Here is a 22,440-nt window from a genome sequence, read left to right as displayed (position 1 = left end):
ACGCGGCGTAGGCACTCAACATCTGGCGCGCGTGGGGCGCGAACTTGTCAGGCGATTGATCTCGTCGACCAGGTTGGCTAGAGATTTCCCGGTTACTACTAGGCCCCATTCGACCACTTTAAGACCACACCCGTGATGCGCCCGCTTGAATCGGGCAAGCGCATTTCGGACGAAGCCTGCATACGATCAATCGGCGAAAGGCTGAGGGGCCGCGGCGGTGTCATCAGCGTCCGGCCGATGGCCTCTATGGCAGTAACGTGGAGCATACGGTGAATCTTCGTACCTGATGTGGGTACCCGCCCGTAGGGCATCCCTGGGCATTCGCCGTGTCGTATCGCACCTCGATAGGTTGTTCGCCGCCGGATCTACAGTCATCACGAACTGCGTGCCAGAGTCCATGGCTATTTCCGGGGAAGATGCATAGTCCGTGAGCCCAGTTGTAATCCAGGCAGAGGATGAGGCTTCCTTCGTCTGTCCGCCTGGGCGCATACCGCTGATCCGAATCAACAGCGCAGTCGCCAGGTTGTTCCGCCAGCTGGAAGATTCGATACGCGGCCGATTTATCGCCGCAATTAACTTGCTGGACGATCGCCTCATTTCTACTCGGCCCAGTAATGGAGACGCAGTCACCGACTGTGCCCAAGGGAGATCGCTGGGATGTGCCGCGAAATTCGCCACGGATGTTGGAGAAGTTATCACTTTTGGAAACCGCTGAAGATTCGCTAGACTTTTCCGATTCAAAATTGGAAAATGGAATTCCAATAAAGGCGAGCAACGCGCCAATGATAACGAGCAGCCCCGCTATTGCCCACAGTACTCTTCTGCGAACCTTGGCGCGCCTCCCCTTCGCTGGTTCGTTCAAATATTCGTCGATCTTCGAACCGGAAGCAGTGCGACTGTTGTCGCCAAAGGAAACCAGCGACGCGCCGAGAAATGCGGGGATCCCCACCGTCAGGAACAGCATTACTCCGAAAACTTCATTGGAGAAGATGACGAGGAATACGGATAACAGTAGAGGGATAGCCACCAGTGCAAATGCGCCGACGATGGAGCGACTGCGGAGAGAGTGCCCATCTTTGCGTGCGGCTCGCGACACTAATACGCCCCACCACCCTAGCAGCGACACTGCAACAGCAATAGCCAGGCCGGCGGGTATTCGCGGCCGTTCCGGCCCGTCGATACCTACCACATTAGGCGCGGTGCACCAGAAGTAGAACCAGACGATCGCTACGGCCGTGCTGATCGCGGCAACCCACTTTGCGTAACGCGTCATTTCACGCTCCTCGATATTTCACTCGAACATGACGTAGTAATCGCCTGGCCTGTTAATTGCATGGATGAAACCCGAATGCAATGCTGAACGTACCTTCGGCCGGGCGAGCCCATTCCAAGTTCCAGGATGGCTTGGCGTATCCGCCGTCAGCATCCCAAAATTTCTTTTGCGCACCATAAAAGTGACACATAAATTGTTGAAAAATACTATCCGGATTCTGCTGAATGCGATCATAGACTGATTTCGATGGATCAGACGGACTCATCAAGTTACTTGCTTGAGCATGACACGCTATTTCACCCCACATTGTGAATGCGGCCTCGGACCCGTTCGCCAAGGTAGCGGGGAGCTGTTTTAGCTCGGGAGGCGTGTCAGCAAACAGGACACCGCCTCCGGAGTTCAACGCGACCATGCGTGCTTTCTGGGTGGGATAGACCATGATCGATTCCAATCCGCCCTCGGCGCCGGGGCTGGCGGGACGGAGCCCTACACCCGTTACGAAATCGTTGCCGCAGTTGTTGGGTTTTTCCCTCGGCTTTTCGGTATCGCAGCTATTGCATTGCCCGCCATCGATCAGACCGATCATAACCGTGCCCCTCATGGAGTTGAACTGGATAACGGGAGCTGCATTGAGACACCTGAAATTATCGCGGCTTTGTTCCTGATCGGAGCCACTGTTAGGCGAATTCGTCGATGTGGGTGGCACTGACGATTCGAGCGCGGTCGGCCCTTGAGTCCCCTTCGGTGAACTTGGTTTTTCATCCTCCGGTTGCTGCGCCGGGCTGGGCTGCCGCTGTTGTGGTGCGGCGCTGCGTGGTGCCTGCGTCGGAGCGAGCGACGGCTGTGCCGCGGTTTGCAGTGGCGCATCGTAATCGGGCGGCTGTGTGCCGTTGGCTGGCTGCAACTGCTGCGGGTTGTTGGTGCCCTTCTGATAGCCATCCTGGCTTCCGGGGCTTTTCGGGGCATCCGAATTGTAGATTGAAACACCATTGCCTTGGTCCGGGGCCGGATACGCACCACCGTTGTCCCCGTTCGATGGGCCGCCTGGCATATCCGGTGGCTGCATCGGGAAAGGCGGCCCGCCCATGCCTCCACCCGAGTCGCCGCCCGTGGGGCCAGTGGGTGCTGGTTGTCCAGTGGCACCGGGCAGCGCCGACAACACTGAACTGCGGTCATCATGAGTGGTGGTGATGACAGCGGCGAGCAAAACCGCCGCAATCGCAGGGACCGCGATCACCCGCCGGCGACGCGGCGTAAGCAGTGATTGACGTTGTCTCGTCGGCGTCACGGGCCGTTCCTCTCTGGCTCAATACTTCTGCAACGAAGCGGATCGGGTCAGCCTGGTCCGCCGGCCATATTGGCTTTGGCCCAGGCGACTTCGTCGGAGGCGGTGCGGATGCAGGCGTCGTAGTCGTCGCCGGTTTGACCGAACACCGTCACGCACTGGATCGACATGTGGGCCAGCAGGCGGTCGTTGCACGAGTCCACCGACGTGCGTGTGGGAGTGCTTGCGAGACAGAGTTGTTGCGTCTGGCAGGCGGCTACGAAGTTCGCCGAACGCCCATCGCCCGAGGCATAAGTGTCGGGCCCGCCTTGGCAGTGCCCGGAATGGCGCTGCGCATAGACGGAGGGATCCACACCGTCGGGTCGGTGGGCGCCGGTCGGGTCGGTCACATACCCAGTCGGCGCGGGGGGAGTGACCGCAGTGGCGGGTGTTCCGGCTGGCAGTCCGGCCCAGTTGGGGGCTGGTGCGCCGGTGGTCGCGGCGTCGGAGGCTCGGTAGGACAGGGTGATGGTGACAGGAAACGCGAAAATGCTTGTCGGGCCGAGGTCAATGGTGAGGTTGGATTCTCCTGGCGGGAAACCCGGCCCCAGCGTGGGTGTCACGCCGACGAGGGCTTGGTTGGCGTCGGTGGTCGCCGGAATGCTGAAGGTGCCGATCACGCGGGCCGGATTGCCCGGTGCGGCATCGGTTTCCACCAAAACCACGTTGTTACCCTGCCGAAGGTGCGTCGCGGCAGGCATTTTGACCCCGAATGGGATCGTGGAGGCGGAGAAGACGGTCTTGCGGGTCACGGTGATATCGACGCCGCCACCGGCGTACGGGACGACTTGGTAATCAACGTCGTTCGAGCCGTAGACCGCACCGCCACCCGGTAGCCAGGCAGCCGGACCCAATGTGACTTCCCCTGGTAGGTGGATGGCGATCTGCCGGTTGGGGTGCGCGGTGGGTGCGAAGATGCCGTCCTTGGCCCACATCGGCACCGTCGCCGCGCCGCGTTCGACCTGGGCGGCCAGGGGTCGTTCCATGCCGGCGGTTTCGCCCTGCGGCGTGGTGGAGGAAACCCGAGCTCCGCCAATGGGATTGACCCGCCCGGGGTCTTCGGGCATGGGCCGCGGCACCGGCACGGGTACGGGAGGCGGTGCCGGTGCCGCGGGGTCTGCGCCGGCGGTGCCGGCGACGCTGACGACACCACCGACGCTGGTCATGGTGAGAAACACCGCTGCGGTGACGGCCGCGCGTTGGACGAGGGACCGTCGCTGGTGTTCGACACGCAATGCGGTTGCCACGATCACAAGTCCTTGGGTTCGCCGTAGAGGGTCTGGGTGTCGTTGCCGTTGTCGGTGCGCACCCGGATGGTGGTGTAGGACTGGATTTTCACCTGGCCGCCGCACCCATCGGCTTCGATGTTCTGATCGCGCAGGTTGGACACCGCGTGCATGCTGCGCAAGCTGATCCGGTCCATCGGAACTTGCGCCAGCCCACCGGGTTTGAGCAGTACCCGGATATACCCGCCGAGATGTTCCTGCACCCCGAGGGTCGCCCCGGCGGATGCGCCGGCGAAGCCGCCGCCGCCGCCTCCTCCACCGCCGGCGCCGCCTTGGCCCTGCCCGTAGCCGCCGCCGTAGACCTGGCCGTTGATCTGCTGGTAAGGGGTGATGCCGATATCGGCGCCGACCTCGACACCGGGCGAGGAGTCGGTGCGGCACCCTACGAAATAGCCGGATTCGAGCTGGGCGTCCTGGATGACGGCGCCGCCGGTGCCGGTGATGCGGGCTTCTGACCGCAAGGTGATCCGGGCCTGCCACGAGTTGGACGCGCCGGCCAGATTGTCGATGTGGTTGATCACCTCGTTGGTGGTGTTCACATCCACCACCCAGCCGTCATCGGTGACGAACTGCGTCCACCTGTCCGGCATCGGCTGCGGATCAGCGATCACCACACCCGCCGCGCATACACAAGCCACGACGGATACAGCGAACATTGCTGCCACCGCCGCCAAGTGCCGCGAGGGCACCCCAAATTCGACCATGTATGAATCCCCCTGTGAAGACCAGCCCCAAGCCCCCCGGCTCGCTTGGCCTTTCACTCAATACCGCGAACAATCGCATAAGCTGACTGGCGCGTCAACCCGTACGCTCGCGAGGTATTAGCAGCAAACCTGATAGTTAATCTAGGAAAGCGAGCGGTCGGGCGGTGCTAGCAAATGGGAGATAACGATGAGCGTGCATTGTGTCTAGGGATGGCATCGGCCAGGATGGGCCTGCGGTGAACGTAGCGTTGGCGCGCGCCAGCATCTTCCAAGGCGTCGGTCCGGATGTTCTGGCCGCGGCGGTCGACCAGCTTGAATGGGTGTCATTTCCTCAGAGGTGCAACGTGTTTCGCGAAGGTGATGCCGGTGACCGGCTGTACATCATCACCTCCGGCAGAGTCAAAGTCGCGTGCGTAAGCAGAAACTCCGATAGCCTGATCGCCGTCCTTGGGCCCTCGGATGTTTTCGGTGAACTCGCCCTCCTCGACCCTGGGCCCCGCACATCGTCTGTCACCACAATCACCGCTGTACGAGCCGCGACAATGACGCGTACAGCACTGCTGTCGTGGATGAGCCAGAAACCCGAGGCTGCCGAACAGATGCTCCGCCTGCTGGCACGCCGTCTGCGCCGAACCACCAACAAGCTGTGCGACCAGACGTTCAACGACGTTCCCGGACGCCTCGCCACCCTGCTCCTCGACCTAGCCAACCGATTCGGCGAATCAGACAACGGCACACTGCGAATCGACCATCAGCTCAACCAGAACGAACTTGCCCAGCTCGCGGGCTCAACCCGCGAATCGGCCAACAAAGCTTTCGCTGCATTCGTCGATCGAGGCTGGATCCGTATGCACAGCAAGACGATCAGCATTGTCGATCCAGCTGCGCTGGCCAAGCGCGCGAGATGATGTCGGGACGCGCGGGCGTGATGGGCTCGATGCGGGAACCCGAGTACTTGGTTGGTTGTCGTTGCTAGTTGGCCGACAGCGCCCGCGACGGTCGCCAGGCCACAAATCCGACGACGAGCCCGAGGAACGGGACCGCGGCTAGGACCGTGCTGAGCGTCGCGCTGCCACCGGTGACCAGGGTGAAGTTCGACAGCACCAGCCAGAGGCTGCCCAGCAGTCCGAGCACCGCCAACGCCGGGCCGATGCGCTTCGTCCACAAACCGTCCGTCCCCAGCTCTCGGTTACGCAGGAAGAACACCAACACTGCCACCGAAGTGGTCAGCATCAGTAGGACCATGCCAACCGTTGCGACGCCGGCCATCGAGCCGAACACCCCGACCAGCGGATCGATGCCGAGGATCGCCAGTACGGCGACAATGATTGCGGCGGTGGCCGTTTGCACCAGCGAGGAGAACGACGGTGATTCGTGGTCGTCATGTACCTTGGCCAGCCGTGCGGGCAGCAGGCCCTTGCCGGCCAACACGAACTGATAGCGCGCGATCACGTTGTGGAACGACAGCACGCAGGCGAACAGGCTGCTCAGCAGGAGGACGTTGACGATGTCGCGGCCGACGGTGCCCAGCATGTCGCCAGTGGTGTCCAGCAGCATGTTGCCTTCGCCCGCGAGGGTTTTCTTCGCCACGGTGGCCACCTGATCCGGCCCGACGGCCACCACGAACGCCCACACCGTGATGGCGTAGAACGCGCCGATAATGATCACCGCGGCGTAGGTAGCGCGCGGGATGGTCTGCTCGGGATCGCGGGCTTCATCGCGGAAAACGGCGGTGGCCTCGAATCCGATGAACCCGGTGAGGGCGAACAGGATGGCGATGCCGATGGTGCCCTGAGTGAAGGTGGCGGGTTCGAAGGAGGTGAAGGTAACACCGGCCGGGCTGGGGTTGGCGACCATCACCGCGTCGAGCACGACCACGATGCCGATCTCAAGGGCCAACGCCACGCCCAGGACTTTGGCACTCAGCTCGATGTGCCGGTAGCCGAGCACGGCGACAATCGCCAGTACGACGAATGAGTAGACGGGCCAAGGGATTACCGGGCCGTGGTAGTGGGCGACAGTGTCGGAGATGGCCCATCCGATGTAGCCGTAGATGCCGATCTGGATGGCGGTGTAGGCGATCAGCGCGACAACCGCGATGCCTTTGCCCATGCGCTCGCCCAAGCCGACGGTCACATAAGAGAAGAATGCCCCGGCCTCGGGGACGTGTGGCGTCATGGTCACGAAGCCGACGCTGAAGACCAGCAGCACCAGGGCGGCGATCAGGAATCCCACGGGTGCGCCGGCGCCGTTGCCCAGGCCCATCGCCAACGGCATGTTGCCGCCGATGACAGTCAGCGGGGCGGCAGCCGCGACAACCATGAAGACGATGCCGACGGGGCCCAGGCGCCCGGAAAGCCGCCGCCCTTGCGTCTCGGCTGGTGCAGTGGTCATGAAATCTCCTCGGGTGCAGAGGTATCGGGGTGCAATGCCTGGCGCAGCAGATCGTGGTCGATGGCGTGGGCGGTGAAACCGTTGTGTCCGGTCATGGTGGTGGCGGCGACCATCGCGTTGACGATCGCCTCCTCGGTGGCCTCGATGGTGAGATCGAACAGCCGGGTCATCAGCTGCGGTGCGACCATCCGCAAGGCCACTTCTGGGTGTGTGGTGGAGGTGTCCTCGTCCCACGCATACGGTGGGATGCCGCGGTTACCTGTCGAGAACGCGAGCATCAGGTCACCGCTGTACTGCTCGCCGGTGCCGCCGAGGCGGCCCACCGCCAGCGCCGAGCGCTGCGCCAATCGGGTGCACTGATGGGGGAGTAGCGGGGCGTCGGTGGCGATGATGACGATGATCGAGCCCGATCCCGGGGCGTACTGCTTGGGCAGGTCCGGCAGCGGCACCTGGCTGGCTCCGATGAGTTCGCCGACCGGCACGCCGTTGATCCGGAGTCGTTCCCGCCGGCCGTGGTTGGCCTGGACGAGCACCCCGACGGTGTACCGCCCGACGGCTGTCTCGGTGCTGCGCGATGCGGTACCGATGCCACCTTTGAAGCCGTGGCAGATCATCCCGGTGCCGCCGCCCACGTTGCCCTCGGCGGGCGGTGCCGTGGACGCCGCCTCGAGCGCTTGGCGGGCGTGCTCGGGACGGACGTGAAAGCCGTTGATGTCGTTGAGGAGGCCATCGTAGGTTTCGCCGACGACCGGCAGCGACCAGTAGAGGCCTGCGCCGCGGGCGCGGACCTGGGCGGCCACCAGTTCGTCGCGCACGACGCCGACGCTGTGGGTGTTGGTCAGCCCGATAGCGCTCGTGAGCTCGCCGGATTCGCGGATCCACTCCAGGCCGGTGAGTTCACCGCTGCCGTTGAGGCGGTGTGAACCGGCGAACACCGGCTCGGTCCAGATGTCGTCATGCGGGACGACGACGGTGACGCCGGTGTTGACGCCGTCGTACTGCAGGGTGGTGTGCCCGACCCGGACGCCCGCGACGTCGGTGATGGCATTGGCCGGGCCGGTGGGATGCTCCCCGATGACCACGCCGAGATCTCTGGCTCGCATTACCCCTCCCAGAGTTTTTTTCCTAAGTGGAAAAGAACTATGCGCCCGCGTGCTCCGTCTCGCAATAGAACGGGCAAGATTGGTGCCATGGCCCGGCCCAACAAGCAGGAGGAGCGGCGTCGCGACATCATGGATGCCGCGATCGCACTGATCGAGCGACACGACCTGGCCACCCTCAAGCTGGCCGATGTCGCCGAGGAACTGGGGCTGACCACCAACGCGGTGCGGTACTACTTCAAAGACGTGACGCAGCTGCTCTCCGAGCTGGCGCTGCGTTCCGACGTGCGGTTCTACGATGCGCGGCTTGAGTTGCAGAGGTCATCGACCGATGTGCGCGAGCAGCTGGTGATGACGATGGCTGCCGGCCTGCCGACCGGGCCCGAGGACGCGGAGTGGCGTGCGATCTGGCGGGCGGTGCTGTCGGCTGGCTTCGAGCTTGACCAGCGCAGCGACGTACAGGGCATTTATCACCGGCAGGTCGGTCTGTACGCCGATCTGCTGTCGGGCGGCCAAGACAGCGGAGTGTTCCGCTTGCGGCACCCGGCGCGTGATATTGCCATGACCTTGATGTCGATGGAGGACTACTTCGGCTACCGGATCGCCGCACGCGATCCGGACCTGAGCCGCGCGACGGCGCTGCGGCTGATGCGCCAGTATGCGGAGCTTGTGGTCGGGGTGCCGCTTCCCGAGATCGACTGAGCTGCACGCTGATTACTGGTTGGCGAACAGCTCGTCCGGCTGGATCCTTTGTTACCGCCACGGGTTCAGGACAATCGGTTCGCCGGGATTCCATCCGCAGAACATGGTGTTGCGGCCGGCGGGGGAGACCAGTTTTCAGCACCACCGCCAGTTTGTGAGCCAGATCACCGTTCGGTTTTGCCTCTGATTCCCGACTACACCTTGCACAGGCTCGTCATCGGCGACGGGTGTACGCAAGGTTGGTCCGCTGGACAGGGGATGTGGTCATGGGTGGTTGCTCGCCGACGAGGGTGCTGCCCGCACCGCGCGTGCTGGGGCCGTCCGGGAGCTGACGTCGATGACCGAATCACCCGATCAACCCGCCGGGCCGGCCACTCACCAGGACTGGGCACCCTACTCGGATTTGGCGCAAGCAGCGGAGGCGTACCTGCGCGATCCGGCAATCGCGGTGGAAGCGTTGTACCGAGTGATGGATCCGACCGCGATCAGGGCCTTCGTCATGGAACGCACGCTCGAACAAGAGGATTCGCGGGAATCGCTGTACCAGGAGGTCGCTGTGACAGACGGCCGGACATTGCTGCTGTGGATGGGTGACGATGAACTCACCGACGACGACGATCCCGAGCCCGGCGCACCCTTGCTGACATCCACGCTGCGCTCGATTCCGTTGTCCGCGTTGACCGACCGCAACCTCAAGGTTGGCTATCGCGTCGACCACCGTGGCGGGCGGTCGCTGCACAGTGTCGAACTGCGGTTGGTGACCACTACGGCTGACTACACGCTGGCCAAGACCCCATCGAGGACGGAGTCTTTCAGCGAAGAACTGCTGTTCACGAAGTCTGTGACCGACGGCGGTCGAGCGCAGATGGAACGGCTGATTCAATTCGGAAGGGTGCTCGCCGCACATGGGTGATTGGGCATCGCACAGGCAGCTTCAGCAGGCGGTAATGCTCGGCGTCCGCAATCCCGAAGCGGCGCTGAACAATTTGCGCGCTTTCATCAACTTCGATGCTGTCTACTCGTTCGTACTCACCCAGCGCCCGACGTGGCAGGAAGTCGCGGTCACCGACGGTCGGCGGTTGATCCTCTGGCACGGTTCTGACACGGAATGCGCTGGTCACGATGATCGATTGCCGCACCCGATGTTCCAGTCCTCGGTGCGGACCGTGCTGCTCTCGCGGCTGAGTGATCAGGCTTTGCACACCGACTATGACGTCCTGCCCGACGGTTCTCACGAGCTGGTGTCGGTGCGGCTCCGGCTGTACACGCCGATAGTCAACAGCACCACCCGGACCACTCCCGAGGACAGTCAGCACTACCTCGAGTGCTACCTCTTCGACAAGAACACAGACGATGGCCAGGAAGAAATGGGACGACTTCTCGAATTTGCTGCCGCGCTATCGATTTCGACCAGTGTGTGACGGGCCCGCAGGCGTGAATGCGACTGACGCCGCCGGAGCCACCCGATAGACCAAGGGGAACAAAATGTTTCGCTACGTTCCGAGGATTCTGCGGTGTCTCGCGTCGGTACCGATGCTGTTCTGGGTGGCGATCACGGGCCCCGCTCGCCAACCGGGAGAGACGGCCGACCGGAGCAGTCCACACGATCCGGGGCAGTACTTCGCGGACGATCCGTGGGCAGATTGAGCAGCATCGACTCTCGCTCGGCATGAGGCGCGCTCGCGAAGTCGAGGGAAATGTAATTGTCATATTTGGCGGCGGAAAGAGGAGACATGGCCGCGCGAACGGCTACGAACAAGCTGCTGTGCGACATTCTGATCGCACCCGACCGCGACGTTGTGGTAATCGAAGACGCTGGGGTGCAAGGAATTACGGGTGCCTACGTACAGGCAGATATCGACCCTGAACCCGCACCGGTGCAGCAGGCGCTGTGGGTACGGACGATGAGTGCCCACGAATGTGACGTCGTTGGCCGGCAGATCCGGGTCCGCGTGCTCTCGGGTTCGGACACCGGTGGGCTTGGCGTCCGAGCATTTGATGGCCACCTCAACATCGCCGGCGGATTGTTGGCAATCGGCGATCGCCGCAACCCGGACCGGGAGTTGCTGGTCGGCCCATCTGGTGTGATCGGCGTCAGCGTGTTCGTGGGCAACGACATAGACGCCATCTGTTTCGACGACTCCGGTGTCGGTTACCCACCATCAGGACCCAGCGAGGTCACCCTGCTACTGCACGGAGATTCCTGGCATACCTACACATTGCGGAACACGGTCGATCGGTGGCGACTCCGATGTTAGCCGCCCGGTAGTACGTGAGACTGATCGTGACGTAGGGCCGCGGCTCGCCTGTGCGAGATCGACCCGGAACTTCGGGCAGTGTGCTATTCAGAGTCATGCTGCCGAAAATCTGTGTGACCCTGGCCTTGGCGTCGTTGGTGGCCGTCCCGCAGGCGCACGCCGACCGACCAGAACCGGTGCCGCTGTACGGGAGCTACGACACGTTCCTCGATCATTCGCGTCAAACATTCAACGGTCGCCCTGATACCTCGGACCCCTCGACGCAGGCGGCCCAGTTCCGGACCGTGTGCGACGCCCGCGGTTGTGTTGCGCACTGGCTGAGAGTGACTGAGCTCAAAGAGAATCCGAACGCACCCGCGCTGTTCGACTATCGCTGGGCGGGTGACCGCTGGGAGTCCTCAGGGGACTATCCGTTCCATTGCGGCCCGAATGGTGTTGCGGTGACGGCATTCCGGTCTGATTTCCTGAAACCCGACGGTGACGGCAGTTTCACCGGGGAGCGGACGTTCACCGTGGCAGCGCCGGGCTGCCCCGGTGACGGGGCCGGGACCTACTGGCTGCCGTTCACCTTGACGCCCGCGTAGTCGGTTGGTGTGGGCGTCGTGGGCTGGGTGTTGCCGCGCTGCCGTCGACCGACGATCAGCGCGGCCAGACCTGCGACGGTCAGCACTGTCAGGGCCGGGATGTCGAAGGCCGGCCTGCCGCCGAGTGCTCTGTCGATCACGTGCGACACGACGTGGAGTGCTTCGAACGCAATGAAGCCGCCGAGTGCCACTTCCACGGGCGAACGCCGGGCCGCGGCCAGCAGCATCGCCACTCCGACACCGATCTGCAGGACGCCGGCGTCATGCAGAAAATGGCGGTTGTAGGGCTCGAACGGTGCGAGCACTTCGAAGAATGACATCGGCGCGACGAACGCCCAGATGCCCAAGACCAGAGTTATCAGGCCGAGGGCCACACAGATGACCAACACGATCCGCAACGAGGTCTGCGTCGTCATGCTCCGAGGCTAGGTGCCTCATGGTCCGGAGTCAGGCGCCACTTTCCCATTGATATCGGGTACCACTTGCGAGGAGTGGCCGACCGCGGCGGCGATGGCCCGTACGCCGGTATCGATCTGTGACTCAGTCAGATTGGCGTAGCCGAGTATCAATCCCGGCGGGGCACAGTCGGGTTCGGTGTAGCACCACGACAGCGGATCGATCCGCACACGCCGGCTTGCGGCTCGGCGCACGATGTCTTCGATGTCGCAGTCGTCGGGTAGACGCACCGTGAGATGGACGCCCGCCGCGGCACCGAGCACCGTGGCGTCTGGCAGATACTCGCGCAGTGCGTGCAGCAGGTAGTTGCGCCGGGCCAGATATCGGCGGCGCATGAGCCGCAGATGCCGATCGTAGTCACCGGAACGGAGCAGGGCCGCGAAGGCGAGCTGATCCATGACCGAACTGCCGGTGTCGGCGAGACTTTTCGCCGACACCACGGGCCTGACAAGGTCCGGGGGCAGGACCATCCAACCGAGCCGCAAGCCGGGTGCCAGTGTCTTGCTCACAGAGCCGAGATAGATGACACGGTCCGGCGCCAGGGCATGCAGCGCGCCGACAGGTGCCCGGTCGTAGCGATATTCGGCATCGTAGTCATCCTCGATGACCAGATTGCCCGCCCGTGCCCATTCGAGCAGCGCGGTGCGACGGGCAGGGGACAGGACGATGCCGGTCGGGGATTGGTGGGCGGGGGTCGTCAGCACTGTCGATGCCGTGGTGTTGGCGAGCGCCGTCACGTCGAGCCCGTCGTCATCGACCGGAATCGGGAGCGGCTCGATGCCGTGGTGGCGGAAAACCATGCGGTGCAACCAGAATCCGGGATCCTCCATCGCAACGGAGCGATTTCGCAGCACGTGAGCGAGTAGCGCGATGGCCTGCGTCGCCCCGGAACACAACACGACGCGCTGTGGATCGGCCAGCACACCTCGGGTGCGTCGCAGGTAGTCCGACACCGCGGTGCGGGCGTCGGGCAGACCCTTGGGGGAGGTGTATCCCAGGGACTGGGATTCGATGGAGGACAGCCCCTGGCGCAGCGCGCGTAACCAACTGTGCCGGGGGAAACTCGAAAGGTCGGGCACCCCGGGCGCGAAGTCTATGTCGAATGTTCGACGGTCTGGACGCGAGGGTTGCGACATCCCGGCAGTCGTGTCGACGGCGGTAACCGTGGTGCCAGAACCTTGTTGGCTCTGCAGGAAGCCCTCGGCGACGAGTTGGCTGTATGCGTCGACGACGAGGCGTCGCGACACCTGAAGGTCGGCGGCGAGCACGCGACTGGAGGGCAGTCGGGTCTTCGGCGCGAGCCGGCCGGTTCGGATCGCGTCCCGCAGACCGTCGGCCAGCTGGCGATGCAGTGCGTCGGCACCACTGGTCCGGTCCAGCTCGATGAGCAGCTCCGGACCTGAAGTGGTACCCGTTTCAGCCGAAATATTGGTTCCTAACCTGTGTCCAATGGCGACCTAGCATGAGGCTATACCGCCGCCGTCCGCCGGCAACGGAATCGAGGAGAACACGTCGTGAGAATCCTGAAGCGCATCTGGGTACACCTTGTGGTCCTGGCGAAGTCCCGCCAAAATCGTTGGGACTTACCGGGTTGGCTGATCCGGCGCCCGCTCATCGCGGCGGCGAACGGGCTCTACGAAATGGCGCTGCTGTTCAGCGGCCGGGCGCCCACCGAACTGAAGCTGCTCGCGGGAATCAAGGCGGCGATGTTGACCCATTGTGAATTCTGCATCGACATCTCTGACACGCTCGGCCGCAGTGAGGGGTTCTCGGAGGAGAAGCTGATCGCCCTGGTGACGTACCGCGACAGCGGCGAGTTCACGCACCTCGAGAAGCTGTGCATTCAATTCGCTGAAGAGATGTCCCGTACGCCGGCGATCATCTCAGAAGGCCTGCGCGAGGAGCTGCTCACACACCTGAGTAAGGCGCAGTTGACGGAGATCGCTGCTGAAATCGCCTGGGAGAACCAGCGTGGCCGGCTGAACCAGGGGCTGGGCATTCGGCCGATGGACACGGCGGGCGGAACGGTATGTCTGATCCCGCAGCCCGAGACCCGAAGTGGCGCAAATGATTCCGTCGCATGATGCCGCTGTTCTTCAGCGTCGCCATCAGACAGTTGAGCAGCCGCTGCGGTTCGCGGCTGATGCGATCATGCTCTGGCCCAGGTGATTTCGCGTCGTGACATTCGAGCCCGGCCCGGGGCAGGCTCGGTCTCCTCGTCCGACGGACGCGCTGCCGGCCCCAAAGCCGTCATCGACGTCACCTCCCACGCGGCCGGGACACCGAACTCGCGGGCGACGGCAGCGCGATCGAACGCGCGGAACTGATGCGCACCGAGTCCCATGACCAGGCCCTGAATCGTCATGTGGGCGACGGCTTGTCCGAGGTCATATCGCGCAAACTCGGAGAACTCCCAGTCCGTGTCCTCGACGAGGACATGAGCCAGATTCACGACCAGCAGCGCAGCATCGAGAGCCCATCGCGCTGAGCTGGGTGCCAGGTGACTTGCGATCCGCGAGTGGATCGGGTCATCACGCCGACCCACGATGAACATCCATGGCTGGGAGTTTCCGGCCGATGGCGTCAACCGGGCGGCCTCGAGCAGTATGTCGACCTGAACATCACTCAGGGACGCGGCCCGGTCGAACGACACCGGGCTGAACCGCTCCGCCAAGAGCGGGTGGACTCGATCAGCCGCGGCATTCTCACACTCCGTCACACCAGCATCATGAGCGGAAACACCTTGTTTCACAACCAATGTGGCGTAGCAGAAACTAGTGGTGTCCGTTGGAGCCGTTGGGCGAGATCCTTGAGATGCATCTGGAGCGCATTTCGCGACAGGTCCATGATGTGACCTGCATCACAAATCGGGCGTCCGCTACTTTTCGGCGAGCTGCTTCAAGTTGAGCAGCTGCCGCCGCGCCATGACGAGATCGCCCACGCTGAGCAGGGGGGCGGCGAGCCGCCAAGATTGCGGTGCAGTCACTTTCAGTACCAGCCGAGTGCTGTGTTCGTCGATCGGCGTCAGCCGATAGGACATGTGAGCGCCGATGATCTGCGCCGTCAACTGCACCTGATGGTCCACCGAGAGCACCTTGCCCAGTGGTCGGCCGGCGCTCGCGGTGAATGGATCACCGGGTCGAGGATCGTCCAGGTTGTACAGCTCGCGCGGAGATTCCCGGCCCAGGTTGTCGATCCAGTCGTAGGAGTACGGTGCCAGGCGAACTTGAACAACCCACGGCCACAACCGATCTGGCGTGGTATTCACGGACACTCCACGCCACGCCTCGAGTGCGGGGCTGGCGACGTAGTTATCGCAGCCGTAGCGCGCCATGGTCTCGGCGTCGGTGACGCCCCAGCGGTCACCGATCATCGGATGACCACTTTGTTCATCAGGTACGGGGCGGCTGCACGATGGATGGGGCCGATGGCCCGCCAGACCACCGCCGCAGCCCGCCGGTGTTTGTAGTGCAGTGCGGTGATGAGTTGGCCTGTCGAGGCATTCGCTCGCCGCAGGATCAATGTTCCGTTCATCAGCGGCGAATTCGCCTCCAGGCGAACTGCATCGGGCGTCGACTCTGCGATCCGCCACCCGAGGACATGCTGCGGTGAATCCGCCGGCCCGAGCCGGAACAGCAGGAACGCCTTGTGCGCGAACCGGATCCCCTCGCGGATAGGTGGTGCGGAGTGCTCGAGCGCCTCCCGCGCCAGCATCTCAGGAGTGCGAACGTCGGATTCGCCGATGGTGACTTCGAAGACATCGAGGTAGTCGGCCTGCTGGAGGTGTGGAGGCGGGGCGACACCTGCCAGGCTCACCTGGCGGGCATGCCCAACTGCCAACTCCGTCGCCATGGTTACGAGGCTAGGTACTCATTGGCCGCTTGTCAGGGGCCAGTTTCATGGCAGAACTGGGTACCACTCGGGTGGGCACCGCGCGCCGAAGGCGAGTTCAACGAGTGTTAGGCCGGCGCGACGGCCGCGAGCGGCGGATTGTCACCGATGTCTTGGTACGCCGGAAAACCACTTGCTGTTCGAACAGGTGTTCGATACAATTAGGCATGGGAATCGCACCGGATCTCAATCCCCTTCTCGACCACCTTCGTGACGTGGTCCTTCCTGACGAGATGGCCGGGGACGACGCACTGGAGGTAGCGCAGTGTCTGTTGAGGATGCGTGGCGTTGCGGATCATCTGTTGGCGAAGTTGACCGGGGTGCTGGACCGCTGTGGGGTGGCCGCGGGGCAGGGGCGCACGATGCGAGAGCTGCTGATCACTCTGGGGTGTGCGCCGTCGGTGGCCGAACGCCTGATCCGGGTCGGCGGCGCACTACCGATATTGCCGACATTGGCCGTCCATGCCCGCGATGGGGCGGTCTCGGGTGAGCATGTCGATGCGATCGTCAAAGGCATCAACCACATTCGAGCCCGCTCCCCCGGTGAGGTGGACGAGGCGGCCCGGTTTCGCCAGGTGACGGATTTGTTGGGGCAGTTCTTCTCCGGAGCCACCCCGGCCGCGATCGCGGACCGGGCCCGAAAACTCGGCAACCGCGCCGCCGCCGCCGAAGGTGGGTTGCCGGCCGCGGAGGATCGGTCGGTCAACACCCTCGATCACCGGGTGACCAGTGACGGGCGGCTGCAGGTGCGGGCGGATCTGGATGCCGAAGTCGGCGCGAAGCTGGTCGCCGCGGTGGAAGAGCTGTCGGCGCCGCGACCCGAACCCGACGGCAGCCCCGACACCCGATCCGCCAGCCGGCGCCGCGCCGATGCCCTGGAGGCGGTGCTCGACATCGCCGCCCGCGGCGGGGACGTCGCGTCCGCGCCACGTACCCAGTTGTTGGTGACGGTGCCCGCCGGCACCCCGGACTTGGCGGAGTTGGCGTTCATAGGGTCGATCAGCACCATGACCCTGGAACGGCTGACCTGCGACACGGCTGTGACGACCGTCGTCGTGGATGGCGAGCAGGTGCCCCTGGACATGGGGCGGGAGAAACGGCTGTTCCCGCCGCACCTCCGGAAAGCGTTGTATCTGCGCGATCAGTGCTGCATCAAATGCGGCGCACCCCCGGGCCGCACCCACGCCCATCACATCGTGCACTGGACCCACGGCGGCGAGACATCTCAGGGCAACGGCTGCCTGCTGTGCCCGGCGTGCCACGCCAACGTCCACCACGACGGCTGGGACGTCGTCATGGGCCTCGACCGACACCCCTGGCTCATCCCACCCGCCACCGTCAACCCACAACGCACACCCATCCCCGCATACAACCGCCGCACCATGCGACTCGACGCGGCGGCCTAACCGCCTCGCGCGCAGCCTGAAACCTGATCTGCACCTTGATAATTCAACAGTGTTCGGGGCTGGGTGCCGGCCCGTTGCCGGTCGCGCAGGTCGGCGGTTGGTCAGCTGCTCAGCGCAGGAACTGGCCCGCGTGGTTGGCCAGGTCCAGCACCGGTTGCGGGACGGCACCCAGCGCCAGCGTCACGAAGGCGGTGAGCCCGATCATCGCGGTACTCAGCGTGCCCGACTGCACCTCTGGGCCGTCCTCGACCGGATCGGTGAAGAACATCAGGACGATCACCCGGACGTAGAAGTACGCGGCGATGGCACTGACGACCACACCGATAACGACCAGAGATGAGGCGCCACCTTCGGCCGCGGCCTTGAAGACGGCGAACTTGCTGACGAATCCACTGGTCAGCGGAATGCCGGCGAAGGCCAGCAGGAACAGCGCGAACACCACACCGAAGAATGGATGGCGGCGTCCGAGTCCGGCCCACCGGCGCAGGTCACCTTCCTCGTCACCGTCGGCGCGGCGCACCACGCTGACGACCGCGAATGCACCGAGGGTGCTGAACCCATAGGCGAACAGGTAGAACAACGAGGCTGACAGCCCGCTGTCGTTGAGCGCGATCACGCCGGTGAGGATGAAACCGGTGTGTGCCACTGACGAGTACGCCAGCATGCGCTTGACGTCGTCCTGCGCGATGGCGATCACCGTACCCACCGCCATGGACAACACCGCGATGATCGACAGCACCGGCCGCCAGTCATTGGCCAGCGCGGGCAGCGCCACGTAGCAGACCCGCAGCAAGGCGCCGAATGCGGCGATCTTGGTGGCGGACGCCATGAAGGCCGTCACCGGCGTGGGCGCCCCTTGATAGACGTCGGGCACCCACGAATGGAATGGCACCGCACCGACTTTGAACAACAGCCCGACGCACAGTAGTGCGATGCCGACGAGGCCCAGGGCGGCCGGTCCGCGGCCGGCAGCAACGCCCGTGAGGCTCAGACTGCCCGAGTAGCCGTAGAGCATCGCGACGCCGAAGAGGAAGAACGCCGACGAAAACGCCCCCAGCAGAAAGTACTTCAGCGAAGCTTCCTGTGACAGCAGCCTATTTCGCCGGGCCAGACCGCACATCAGGTACAGCGGCAGGGACAGCACCTCGAGCGCGACGAACATCGTCAGCAGATCGTCGGATGCGCCGAACAGCATCATGCCGCCGAGCGCGAACATCGCCAGCGGGAATACCTCGGTCTGGGTGACACCGGTTTTGAGGGCGATCTGCTCAGCGGCGCTGTCGGGCACCGTCGCGGCCTGTGGAGTGAACGCGGCCAGCCCGCTGCCGTCCGGAACCCGTTGTGCCATCAGCAAGGTCGCCAACAGACTGACCCCGAGCAGGGTGCCCTGCAGGAACAGCGCCGGACGATCGATGGCGATCGCCCCGAGGACCGCGGGCCGGCCGATCGCCGAACCCAGCTGCAGCGCCTGGGAGACCACGGCCACCAGCGCCACCGCCTGGCCGCCGATGCTCAGCGCAACCTGCGCGCGGTACCGCACCGAGCGCGGTGCGAAGGCCTCCACGAGTACACCTGCCAGCGCGATGCCGAACACGATCAGCATCGGGGACAGCAGGCCGTACTCGACGGACGGCGCGGGGATGGGTGTCACCGGGCGACCCCCTGGGCGCTGCTCGACGAGGTATGCCCGACAGCCGGATTGATGATGTCCAGCGCGGGCTTGGGGTAGACGCCGAGCACCAGCAGCAGGGCAACCAGCGGGACCACTACGGCCAGTTCCCGCGGCACGAGGTCGCGTAGCTTGTCGTTGCCGGCGGCGACGGGTCCGGTCATCATCCGCTGGTACATCCACAGGATGTAGAGCGCGGAGAGCACCAGGGCCGTGGCCGCGACGGCGGTGACGGCCGGGTAGTGGATGAATGTGCCGACGAGGACGAGGAATTCGCTGATGAACGGTGCCAGGCCGGGCAGCGACAGCGTCGCCAATCCGGCGACCAGGAAGGTGCCGGCGAGGACAGGTGCGACGCCCTGTACACCGCCGTAGTCGGCGATGGCCCGAGATCCCCGGCGGGACACCAGGAACCCGGCGATGAGGAAAAGCGCGGCGGTCGAGATGCCGTGGTTGACCATGTACAGCGCGGCGCCCGACTGCGCCTGCTCGGTCATCGCGAAGATGCCCAGAATGATGAAGCCGAAGTGCGAGATCGAGGTGTACGAGATCAGGCGCATGACGTCCGTTTGGCCGATGGCCACGATGGCCCCGTAGACGATGCCGATGACAGCCAGGGCAATGATCAACGGCCGGAATGTCGCTGCGGACGATGGGAAGAGCTGCAGGCAGTAGCGGAGCATGCCGAACGTGCCCACCTTGTCGACGACAGCCATCATCAAGACGGCGGTGGCCGGCGTGGCGTGCACTGCGGCGTCGGGCAGCCAACGGTGCAGCGGCCACAGGGGCGCCTTGACCGCGAACGCGAACATGAACCCGCCGAACAGCGCGTTGGCGATCCCCGGGCTGATGTTCAGACTGCCGTAGCGCACGGCGTCCGCGATGGCGCGGAAATCGAAGGAGCCGTGGGTGAAGGCGGGACTGTTGGCGGTGGCCACGTACAGCCCGATGACCGCGGCCAACATGATCAGGCCACCGAACAGGTTGTACAGCAGGAACTTCACCGCCGCCTTGGATGCCGCCGGCCGGTCCGCGCCGAAGCCACCGATGAGGAAGTACATCGGGATCAGCATGGCTTCGAAGAACACGTAGAACAGCAGGATGTCCAGTGACACCAGGGAGATCAGCACCATCGATTCGACGGCGAGAATCAGCGCGAAGTAGGCGTGCGTCGATTTGGCTTGTGTGCCTGCGTCATTCCAGCCCGCGATGATCAGCAGCGGTACCAGGACGGCGGTCAGCGCGACCAGCACCAGGGCCACGCCGTCGACCCCGAGGATGTATCCGGTGCCGAACGACGGGATCCACGGGTGGTTCTCGACGAACTGGTAGCGCGCCCCGGCCGGGTCGAACCGCAGCGTCAGCACCAGCGCGATGACGAGCACCACCAGCGACACCGCGAGCGCGGCCCAGCGCGCGAAAGCCCTTGCCGCGGCAGGCAACAGGATCACTGCCGCCCCACCGGCCATCGGGACGGCCCACAACGCCGTCAGCCACCACATTCCGGTCACCACACCCTCACCGTGAGAATGGCGGCCGCAATCAATGCCGCTCCGGCCAACATGGACAGCGCATAGGACCGGGCGAACCCGTTCTGCCAGCGTCGAAGGTCCTGCGACCCGTTGCGGACCAGCGCGGCGAGTTCGCGCGTGACGCCGTCCACGGCGACGTCGTCGAAGTCGACCAGGTCTTTGGTGAGCCGCCGGCCCGGCGCCATCAGTGCCCGCTCGTTGAACGCGTCGCCGTACAAGTCGTTGCGCGCGGCGACCGTGAGCCCGGAGACGTCGACGGGCGCGCTGATCGGAACCGGTTGGCGCGCATACATCCGGTAGGCGATCGCGACACCGACACCGACAACCGCGAGCGTGACGACGGTGAGCAGCCACGCGGGGATGGCGTGCTCGGGCTCTTCGTAGCCGACGATCGGTTCGAGCCAGTGCTCCAACCTCCCGCCGACGGCAAGCATGGCGCCGGCACCGATCGACCCGGCGGCCAGCACCACCATCGGCCAGCCCATGACCGAAGGCGACTCGTGGGGATGTGCCTCTGCGCGCCAACGCTTTTCCCCGAAGAACGTCATCAGCATCACGCGGGTCATGTAGAACGCGGTGATGCCCGCGCCCAGCAGGGCCGCGCCGCCGAACAGCAGGCCTCTGGCGCCCCCGGCCGCGAACGCGGTCTCGATGATGGGGTCTTTCGAGAAGAACCCGGACAGCGGCGGGATACCGATGATCGCGAGATAACCCATGCCGAACGTGGCGAACGTGACGGGCATGGCGGTGCGCAGTCCGCCGTAGCGGCGCATGTCGGTCTCGTCGTCCATGGCGTGCATCACCGAACCGGCACCGAGGAACAGACCGGCCTTGAAGAAACCGTGCGCCAACAGATGCAGGATCGCGAGCGCATATCCCGTCGGGCCCAAACCTGCGGCCAGCATCATGTAGCCGATCTGGCTCATCGTCGACGCCGCGAGGGCCTTCTTGATGTCATCCTTGGCGCAGCCGATCACCGCGCCGAACAACAGCGTGACCGCCCCGACGACCGCGACCGCCAGCCGGGCGTCCGCGGATTGGTTGAAGACCGGGGCCGACCGCACCACCAGGTACACACCGGCGGTGACCATGGTGGCCGCGTGGATCAGCGCCGACACCGGTGTCGGACCCTCCATCGCGTCCCCGAGCCAGGACTGCAGCGGTACCTGAGCCGACTTGCCGCACGCCGCCAGCAGCAACAGCAGCCCGATGAGCGTGGTGGTCGCCGCGGCGAGATGCGGTGCCTGTGCGAAAACACCCGTGTACGAGAGGGTTCCGGTGTGGGCGAACATCGCCGCCAGGGCCAGCGCCAGTCCGATGTCACCGACGCGGTTGACGACGAACGCCTTCTTCGCGGCCGTCGCTGCCGACGGCTTGTGCGACCAGAACCCGATCAGCAGGTACGACGCCAGGCCGACGCCTTCCCAGCCGACGTACAGACCGAGGTAGTTGTCGGCCAGGACCAGCAGCAGCATGGCCGCGACGAACAGGTTGAGGTAGGCGAAAAAGCGGCGCCGGGCCGGGTCATGCGCCATGTAGCCGATCGAATAGATGTGGATCAGTGCGCCGACGCCGGTGATGAGCAGGACGAAACACACCGACAGTTGGTCCATGCGTAATCCGAAATCGACCTGGAGTTGGGCGACCGGAACCCAGGAGAACAACGTCTCGTGCACCAGCCGGGAGTCGTTGTCGCGCCCCGACATTGCCACGAACTGGGTCGCGGCGGCAAGGAAGGCGCCGACCACCGTGGCGCAGCCGAGGAGATGACCCCAGGCGTCGGTGGCCTTGCCGCCGAGCAGCAGGATCGCCGCGCCGGCGAGGGGCAGCGCGATCAGAAGCCACACGGATGTCGTCATGG

22 protein-coding genes are annotated in these 22,440 nt (G+C 64.5%); 8 read left to right on the top strand and 14 right to left on the bottom strand.

Annotated elements, in window-relative coordinates; all coding sequences use genetic code 11:
- Nucleotides 1-244: 244 nt before the first annotated feature.
- The 4 genes from QRN63_RS21820 to QRN63_RS21805 are packed head-to-tail and all read right to left on the bottom strand — an operon-like array spanning nt 245 to nt 4,539.
- On the bottom strand, nt 245-1,273 hold the full coding sequence (locus QRN63_RS21820) for an LppU/SCO3897 family protein (protein WP_267316271.1): 1,029 nt from the start codon (nt 1,271-1,273) through the stop codon (nt 245-247).
- Nucleotides 1,274-1,325: 52 nt separating this feature from the next.
- Nucleotides 1,326-2,561: a hypothetical protein gene (locus tag QRN63_RS21815; RefSeq protein ID WP_285032667.1), complete on the bottom strand. Its 1,236-nt coding sequence runs from the start codon at nt 2,559-2,561 to the stop codon at nt 1,326-1,328.
- 47 nt (nt 2,562-2,608) lie between these two features.
- Nucleotides 2,609-3,844 (bottom strand): hypothetical protein, encoded by a 1,236-nt coding sequence (locus QRN63_RS21810; RefSeq protein ID WP_285032666.1) that lies wholly within the window; start codon nt 3,842-3,844, stop codon nt 2,609-2,611.
- Between the two features lie 2 nt (nt 3,845-3,846).
- Complete coding sequence (locus QRN63_RS21805) at nt 3,847-4,539, bottom strand: MspA family porin (RefSeq protein ID WP_285032665.1); 693 nt, start codon at nt 4,537-4,539, stop codon at nt 3,847-3,849.
- A 284-nt stretch (nt 4,540-4,823) separates the two neighbouring features.
- Here QRN63_RS21805 and QRN63_RS21800 point away from each other — a divergent pair, with 284 nt between their 5' ends.
- Nucleotides 4,824-5,495: a Crp/Fnr family transcriptional regulator gene (locus QRN63_RS21800; RefSeq protein WP_285032664.1), complete on the top strand. Its 672-nt coding sequence runs from the start codon at nt 4,824-4,826 to the stop codon at nt 5,493-5,495.
- 64 nt (nt 5,496-5,559) lie between these two features.
- Here the strand turns inward: QRN63_RS21800 and QRN63_RS21795 are convergent, their stop codons facing one another.
- Both QRN63_RS21795 and QRN63_RS21790 read right to left on the bottom strand, forming a co-directional pair.
- Nucleotides 5,560-6,981, bottom strand: coding sequence for an APC family permease (locus tag QRN63_RS21795; protein WP_285032663.1), 1,422 nt, complete (start codon nt 6,979-6,981; stop codon nt 5,560-5,562).
- Nucleotides 6,978-8,084 (bottom strand): DmpA family aminopeptidase, encoded by a 1,107-nt coding sequence (locus QRN63_RS21790; protein ID WP_285032662.1) that lies wholly within the window; start codon nt 8,082-8,084, stop codon nt 6,978-6,980. The genes QRN63_RS21795 and QRN63_RS21790 overlap by 4 nt, the downstream gene beginning before the upstream one ends.
- Before the next feature lie 87 nt (nt 8,085-8,171).
- Between QRN63_RS21790 and QRN63_RS21785 the strand changes: the two genes are divergently transcribed.
- The 5 genes from QRN63_RS21785 to QRN63_RS21765 all read left to right on the top strand — a co-directional run bounded on the left by QRN63_RS21785 (nt 8,172) and on the right by QRN63_RS21765 (nt 11,625).
- On the top strand, nt 8,172-8,783 hold the full coding sequence (locus QRN63_RS21785; protein WP_267316278.1) for a TetR/AcrR family transcriptional regulator: 612 nt from the start codon (nt 8,172-8,174) through the stop codon (nt 8,781-8,783).
- Between the two features lie 337 nt (nt 8,784-9,120).
- Entirely contained in the window at nt 9,121-9,696 is a 576-nt protein-coding gene (locus QRN63_RS21780) for a hypothetical protein (protein WP_285032661.1), read from the top strand.
- Nucleotides 9,689-10,204, top strand: a complete 516-nt coding sequence (locus tag QRN63_RS21775) for a hypothetical protein (protein ID WP_267316280.1) — start codon at nt 9,689-9,691, stop codon at nt 10,202-10,204. Before QRN63_RS21780 ends, QRN63_RS21775 begins: the two co-directional genes overlap by 8 nt.
- A gap of 312 nt (nt 10,205-10,516) precedes the next feature.
- Nucleotides 10,517-11,041: a hypothetical protein gene (locus QRN63_RS21770; protein ID WP_267316281.1), complete on the top strand. Its 525-nt coding sequence runs from the start codon at nt 10,517-10,519 to the stop codon at nt 11,039-11,041.
- Nucleotides 11,042-11,136: 95 nt separating this feature from the next.
- Nucleotides 11,137-11,625 carry an MBOE_33420 family protein gene (locus QRN63_RS21765; RefSeq protein WP_285032660.1) on the top strand — a complete coding sequence of 163 codons (489 nt, stop codon included), beginning with the start codon at nt 11,137-11,139 and terminating at the stop codon, nt 11,623-11,625.
- Here QRN63_RS21765 and QRN63_RS21760 read toward each other — a convergent pair.
- A complete protein-coding gene (locus QRN63_RS21760) occupies nt 11,592-12,041 on the bottom strand; it encodes a hypothetical protein (RefSeq protein WP_285032659.1) in 450 nt (149 codons plus the stop codon). The genes QRN63_RS21765 and QRN63_RS21760 overlap by 34 nt on opposite strands.
- A gap of 18 nt (nt 12,042-12,059) precedes the next feature.
- On the bottom strand, nt 12,060-13,397 hold the full coding sequence (gene pdxR, locus QRN63_RS21755; RefSeq protein ID WP_502888172.1) for a MocR-like pyridoxine biosynthesis transcription factor PdxR: 1,338 nt from the start codon (nt 13,395-13,397) through the stop codon (nt 12,060-12,062).
- Between the two features lie 198 nt (nt 13,398-13,595).
- Between pdxR and QRN63_RS21745 the strand changes: the two genes are divergently transcribed.
- Nucleotides 13,596-14,165, top strand: a complete 570-nt coding sequence (locus QRN63_RS21745; RefSeq protein WP_502888168.1) for a carboxymuconolactone decarboxylase family protein — start codon at nt 13,596-13,598, stop codon at nt 14,163-14,165.
- 65 nt (nt 14,166-14,230) lie between these two features.
- Here the strand turns inward: QRN63_RS21745 and QRN63_RS21740 are convergent, their stop codons facing one another.
- The 3 genes from QRN63_RS21740 to QRN63_RS21730 form a co-directional block, all read right to left on the bottom strand.
- Complete coding sequence (locus tag QRN63_RS21740; protein WP_285032656.1) at nt 14,231-14,800, bottom strand: nitroreductase family protein; 570 nt, start codon at nt 14,798-14,800, stop codon at nt 14,231-14,233.
- Nucleotides 14,801-14,959: 159 nt separating this feature from the next.
- Nucleotides 14,960-15,454, bottom strand: coding sequence for a polyketide cyclase (locus QRN63_RS21735; protein ID WP_267316284.1), 495 nt, complete (start codon nt 15,452-15,454; stop codon nt 14,960-14,962).
- Nucleotides 15,451-15,933 carry a DUF2867 domain-containing protein gene (locus QRN63_RS21730; protein ID WP_285032655.1) on the bottom strand — a complete coding sequence of 161 codons (483 nt, stop codon included), beginning with the start codon at nt 15,931-15,933 and terminating at the stop codon, nt 15,451-15,453. The genes QRN63_RS21735 and QRN63_RS21730 overlap by 4 nt, the downstream gene beginning before the upstream one ends.
- 206 nt (nt 15,934-16,139) lie before the next feature.
- Here QRN63_RS21730 and QRN63_RS21725 point away from each other — a divergent pair, with 206 nt between their 5' ends.
- Nucleotides 16,140-17,378, top strand: a complete 1,239-nt coding sequence (locus QRN63_RS21725; protein WP_285032654.1) for an HNH endonuclease — start codon at nt 16,140-16,142, stop codon at nt 17,376-17,378.
- A gap of 109 nt (nt 17,379-17,487) precedes the next feature.
- Here the strand turns inward: QRN63_RS21725 and nuoN are convergent, their stop codons facing one another.
- The 3 genes from nuoN to nuoL are packed head-to-tail and all read right to left on the bottom strand — an operon-like array spanning nt 17,488 to nt 22,438.
- Nucleotides 17,488-19,020, bottom strand: coding sequence for an NADH-quinone oxidoreductase subunit NuoN (gene nuoN / locus QRN63_RS21720; RefSeq protein ID WP_285032698.1), 1,533 nt, complete (start codon nt 19,018-19,020; stop codon nt 17,488-17,490).
- A 5-nt stretch (nt 19,021-19,025) separates the two neighbouring features.
- Nucleotides 19,026-20,561: an NADH-quinone oxidoreductase subunit M gene (locus QRN63_RS21715; protein ID WP_285032653.1), complete on the bottom strand. Its 1,536-nt coding sequence runs from the start codon at nt 20,559-20,561 to the stop codon at nt 19,026-19,028.
- Nucleotides 20,555-22,438, bottom strand: a complete 1,884-nt coding sequence (gene nuoL, locus QRN63_RS21710; RefSeq protein WP_285032652.1) for an NADH-quinone oxidoreductase subunit L — start codon at nt 22,436-22,438, stop codon at nt 20,555-20,557. Before nuoL ends, QRN63_RS21715 begins: the two co-directional genes overlap by 7 nt.
- Nucleotides 22,439-22,440 lie beyond the last annotated feature (2 nt).

The sequence above is a fragment of the Mycolicibacterium sp. lyk4-40-TYG-92 genome (genome assembly GCF_030209435.1).
In the GTDB taxonomy this organism is placed as follows: domain Bacteria; phylum Actinomycetota; class Actinomycetes; order Mycobacteriales; family Mycobacteriaceae; genus Mycobacterium.
This window is presented reverse-complemented; position numbering and strand designations above follow the sequence as displayed.

Excerpts from the sequence above, each read along its gene's own strand:
- QRN63_RS21760 (WP_285032659.1), bottom strand. The coding sequence starts at position 12,041 with ATGACGACGCAGACCTCGTTGCGGATCGTGTTGGTCATCTGTGTGGCC.
- QRN63_RS21790 (WP_285032662.1), bottom strand. The coding sequence starts at position 8,084 with ATGCGAGCCAGAGATCTCGGCGTGGTCATCGGGGAGCATCCCACCGGC.
- nuoL (WP_285032652.1), bottom strand. The coding sequence starts at position 22,438 with ATGACGACATCCGTGTGGCTTCTGATCGCGCTGCCCCTCGCCGGCGCG.
- QRN63_RS21770 (WP_267316281.1), top strand. The coding sequence starts at position 10,517 with ATGGCCGCGCGAACGGCTACGAACAAGCTGCTGTGCGACATTCTGATC.
- QRN63_RS21735 (WP_267316284.1), bottom strand. The coding sequence starts at position 15,454 with ATGATCGGTGACCGCTGGGGCGTCACCGACGCCGAGACCATGGCGCGC.
- QRN63_RS21820 (WP_267316271.1), bottom strand. The coding sequence starts at position 1,273 with ATGACGCGTTACGCAAAGTGGGTTGCCGCGATCAGCACGGCCGTAGCG.
- QRN63_RS21795 (WP_285032663.1), bottom strand. The coding sequence starts at position 6,981 with ATGACCACTGCACCAGCCGAGACGCAAGGGCGGCGGCTTTCCGGGCGC.
- QRN63_RS21775 (WP_267316280.1), top strand. The coding sequence starts at position 9,689 with ATGGGTGATTGGGCATCGCACAGGCAGCTTCAGCAGGCGGTAATGCTC.
- QRN63_RS21785 (WP_267316278.1), top strand. The coding sequence starts at position 8,172 with ATGGCCCGGCCCAACAAGCAGGAGGAGCGGCGTCGCGACATCATGGAT.
- QRN63_RS21805 (WP_285032665.1), bottom strand. The coding sequence starts at position 4,539 with ATGTTCGCTGTATCCGTCGTGGCTTGTGTATGCGCGGCGGGTGTGGTG.
- QRN63_RS21765 (WP_285032660.1), top strand. The coding sequence starts at position 11,137 with ATGCTGCCGAAAATCTGTGTGACCCTGGCCTTGGCGTCGTTGGTGGCC.
- QRN63_RS21725 (WP_285032654.1), top strand. The coding sequence starts at position 16,140 with ATGGGAATCGCACCGGATCTCAATCCCCTTCTCGACCACCTTCGTGAC.
- QRN63_RS21730 (WP_285032655.1), bottom strand. The coding sequence starts at position 15,933 with ATGGCGACGGAGTTGGCAGTTGGGCATGCCCGCCAGGTGAGCCTGGCA.
- QRN63_RS21780 (WP_285032661.1), top strand. The coding sequence starts at position 9,121 with ATGACCGAATCACCCGATCAACCCGCCGGGCCGGCCACTCACCAGGAC.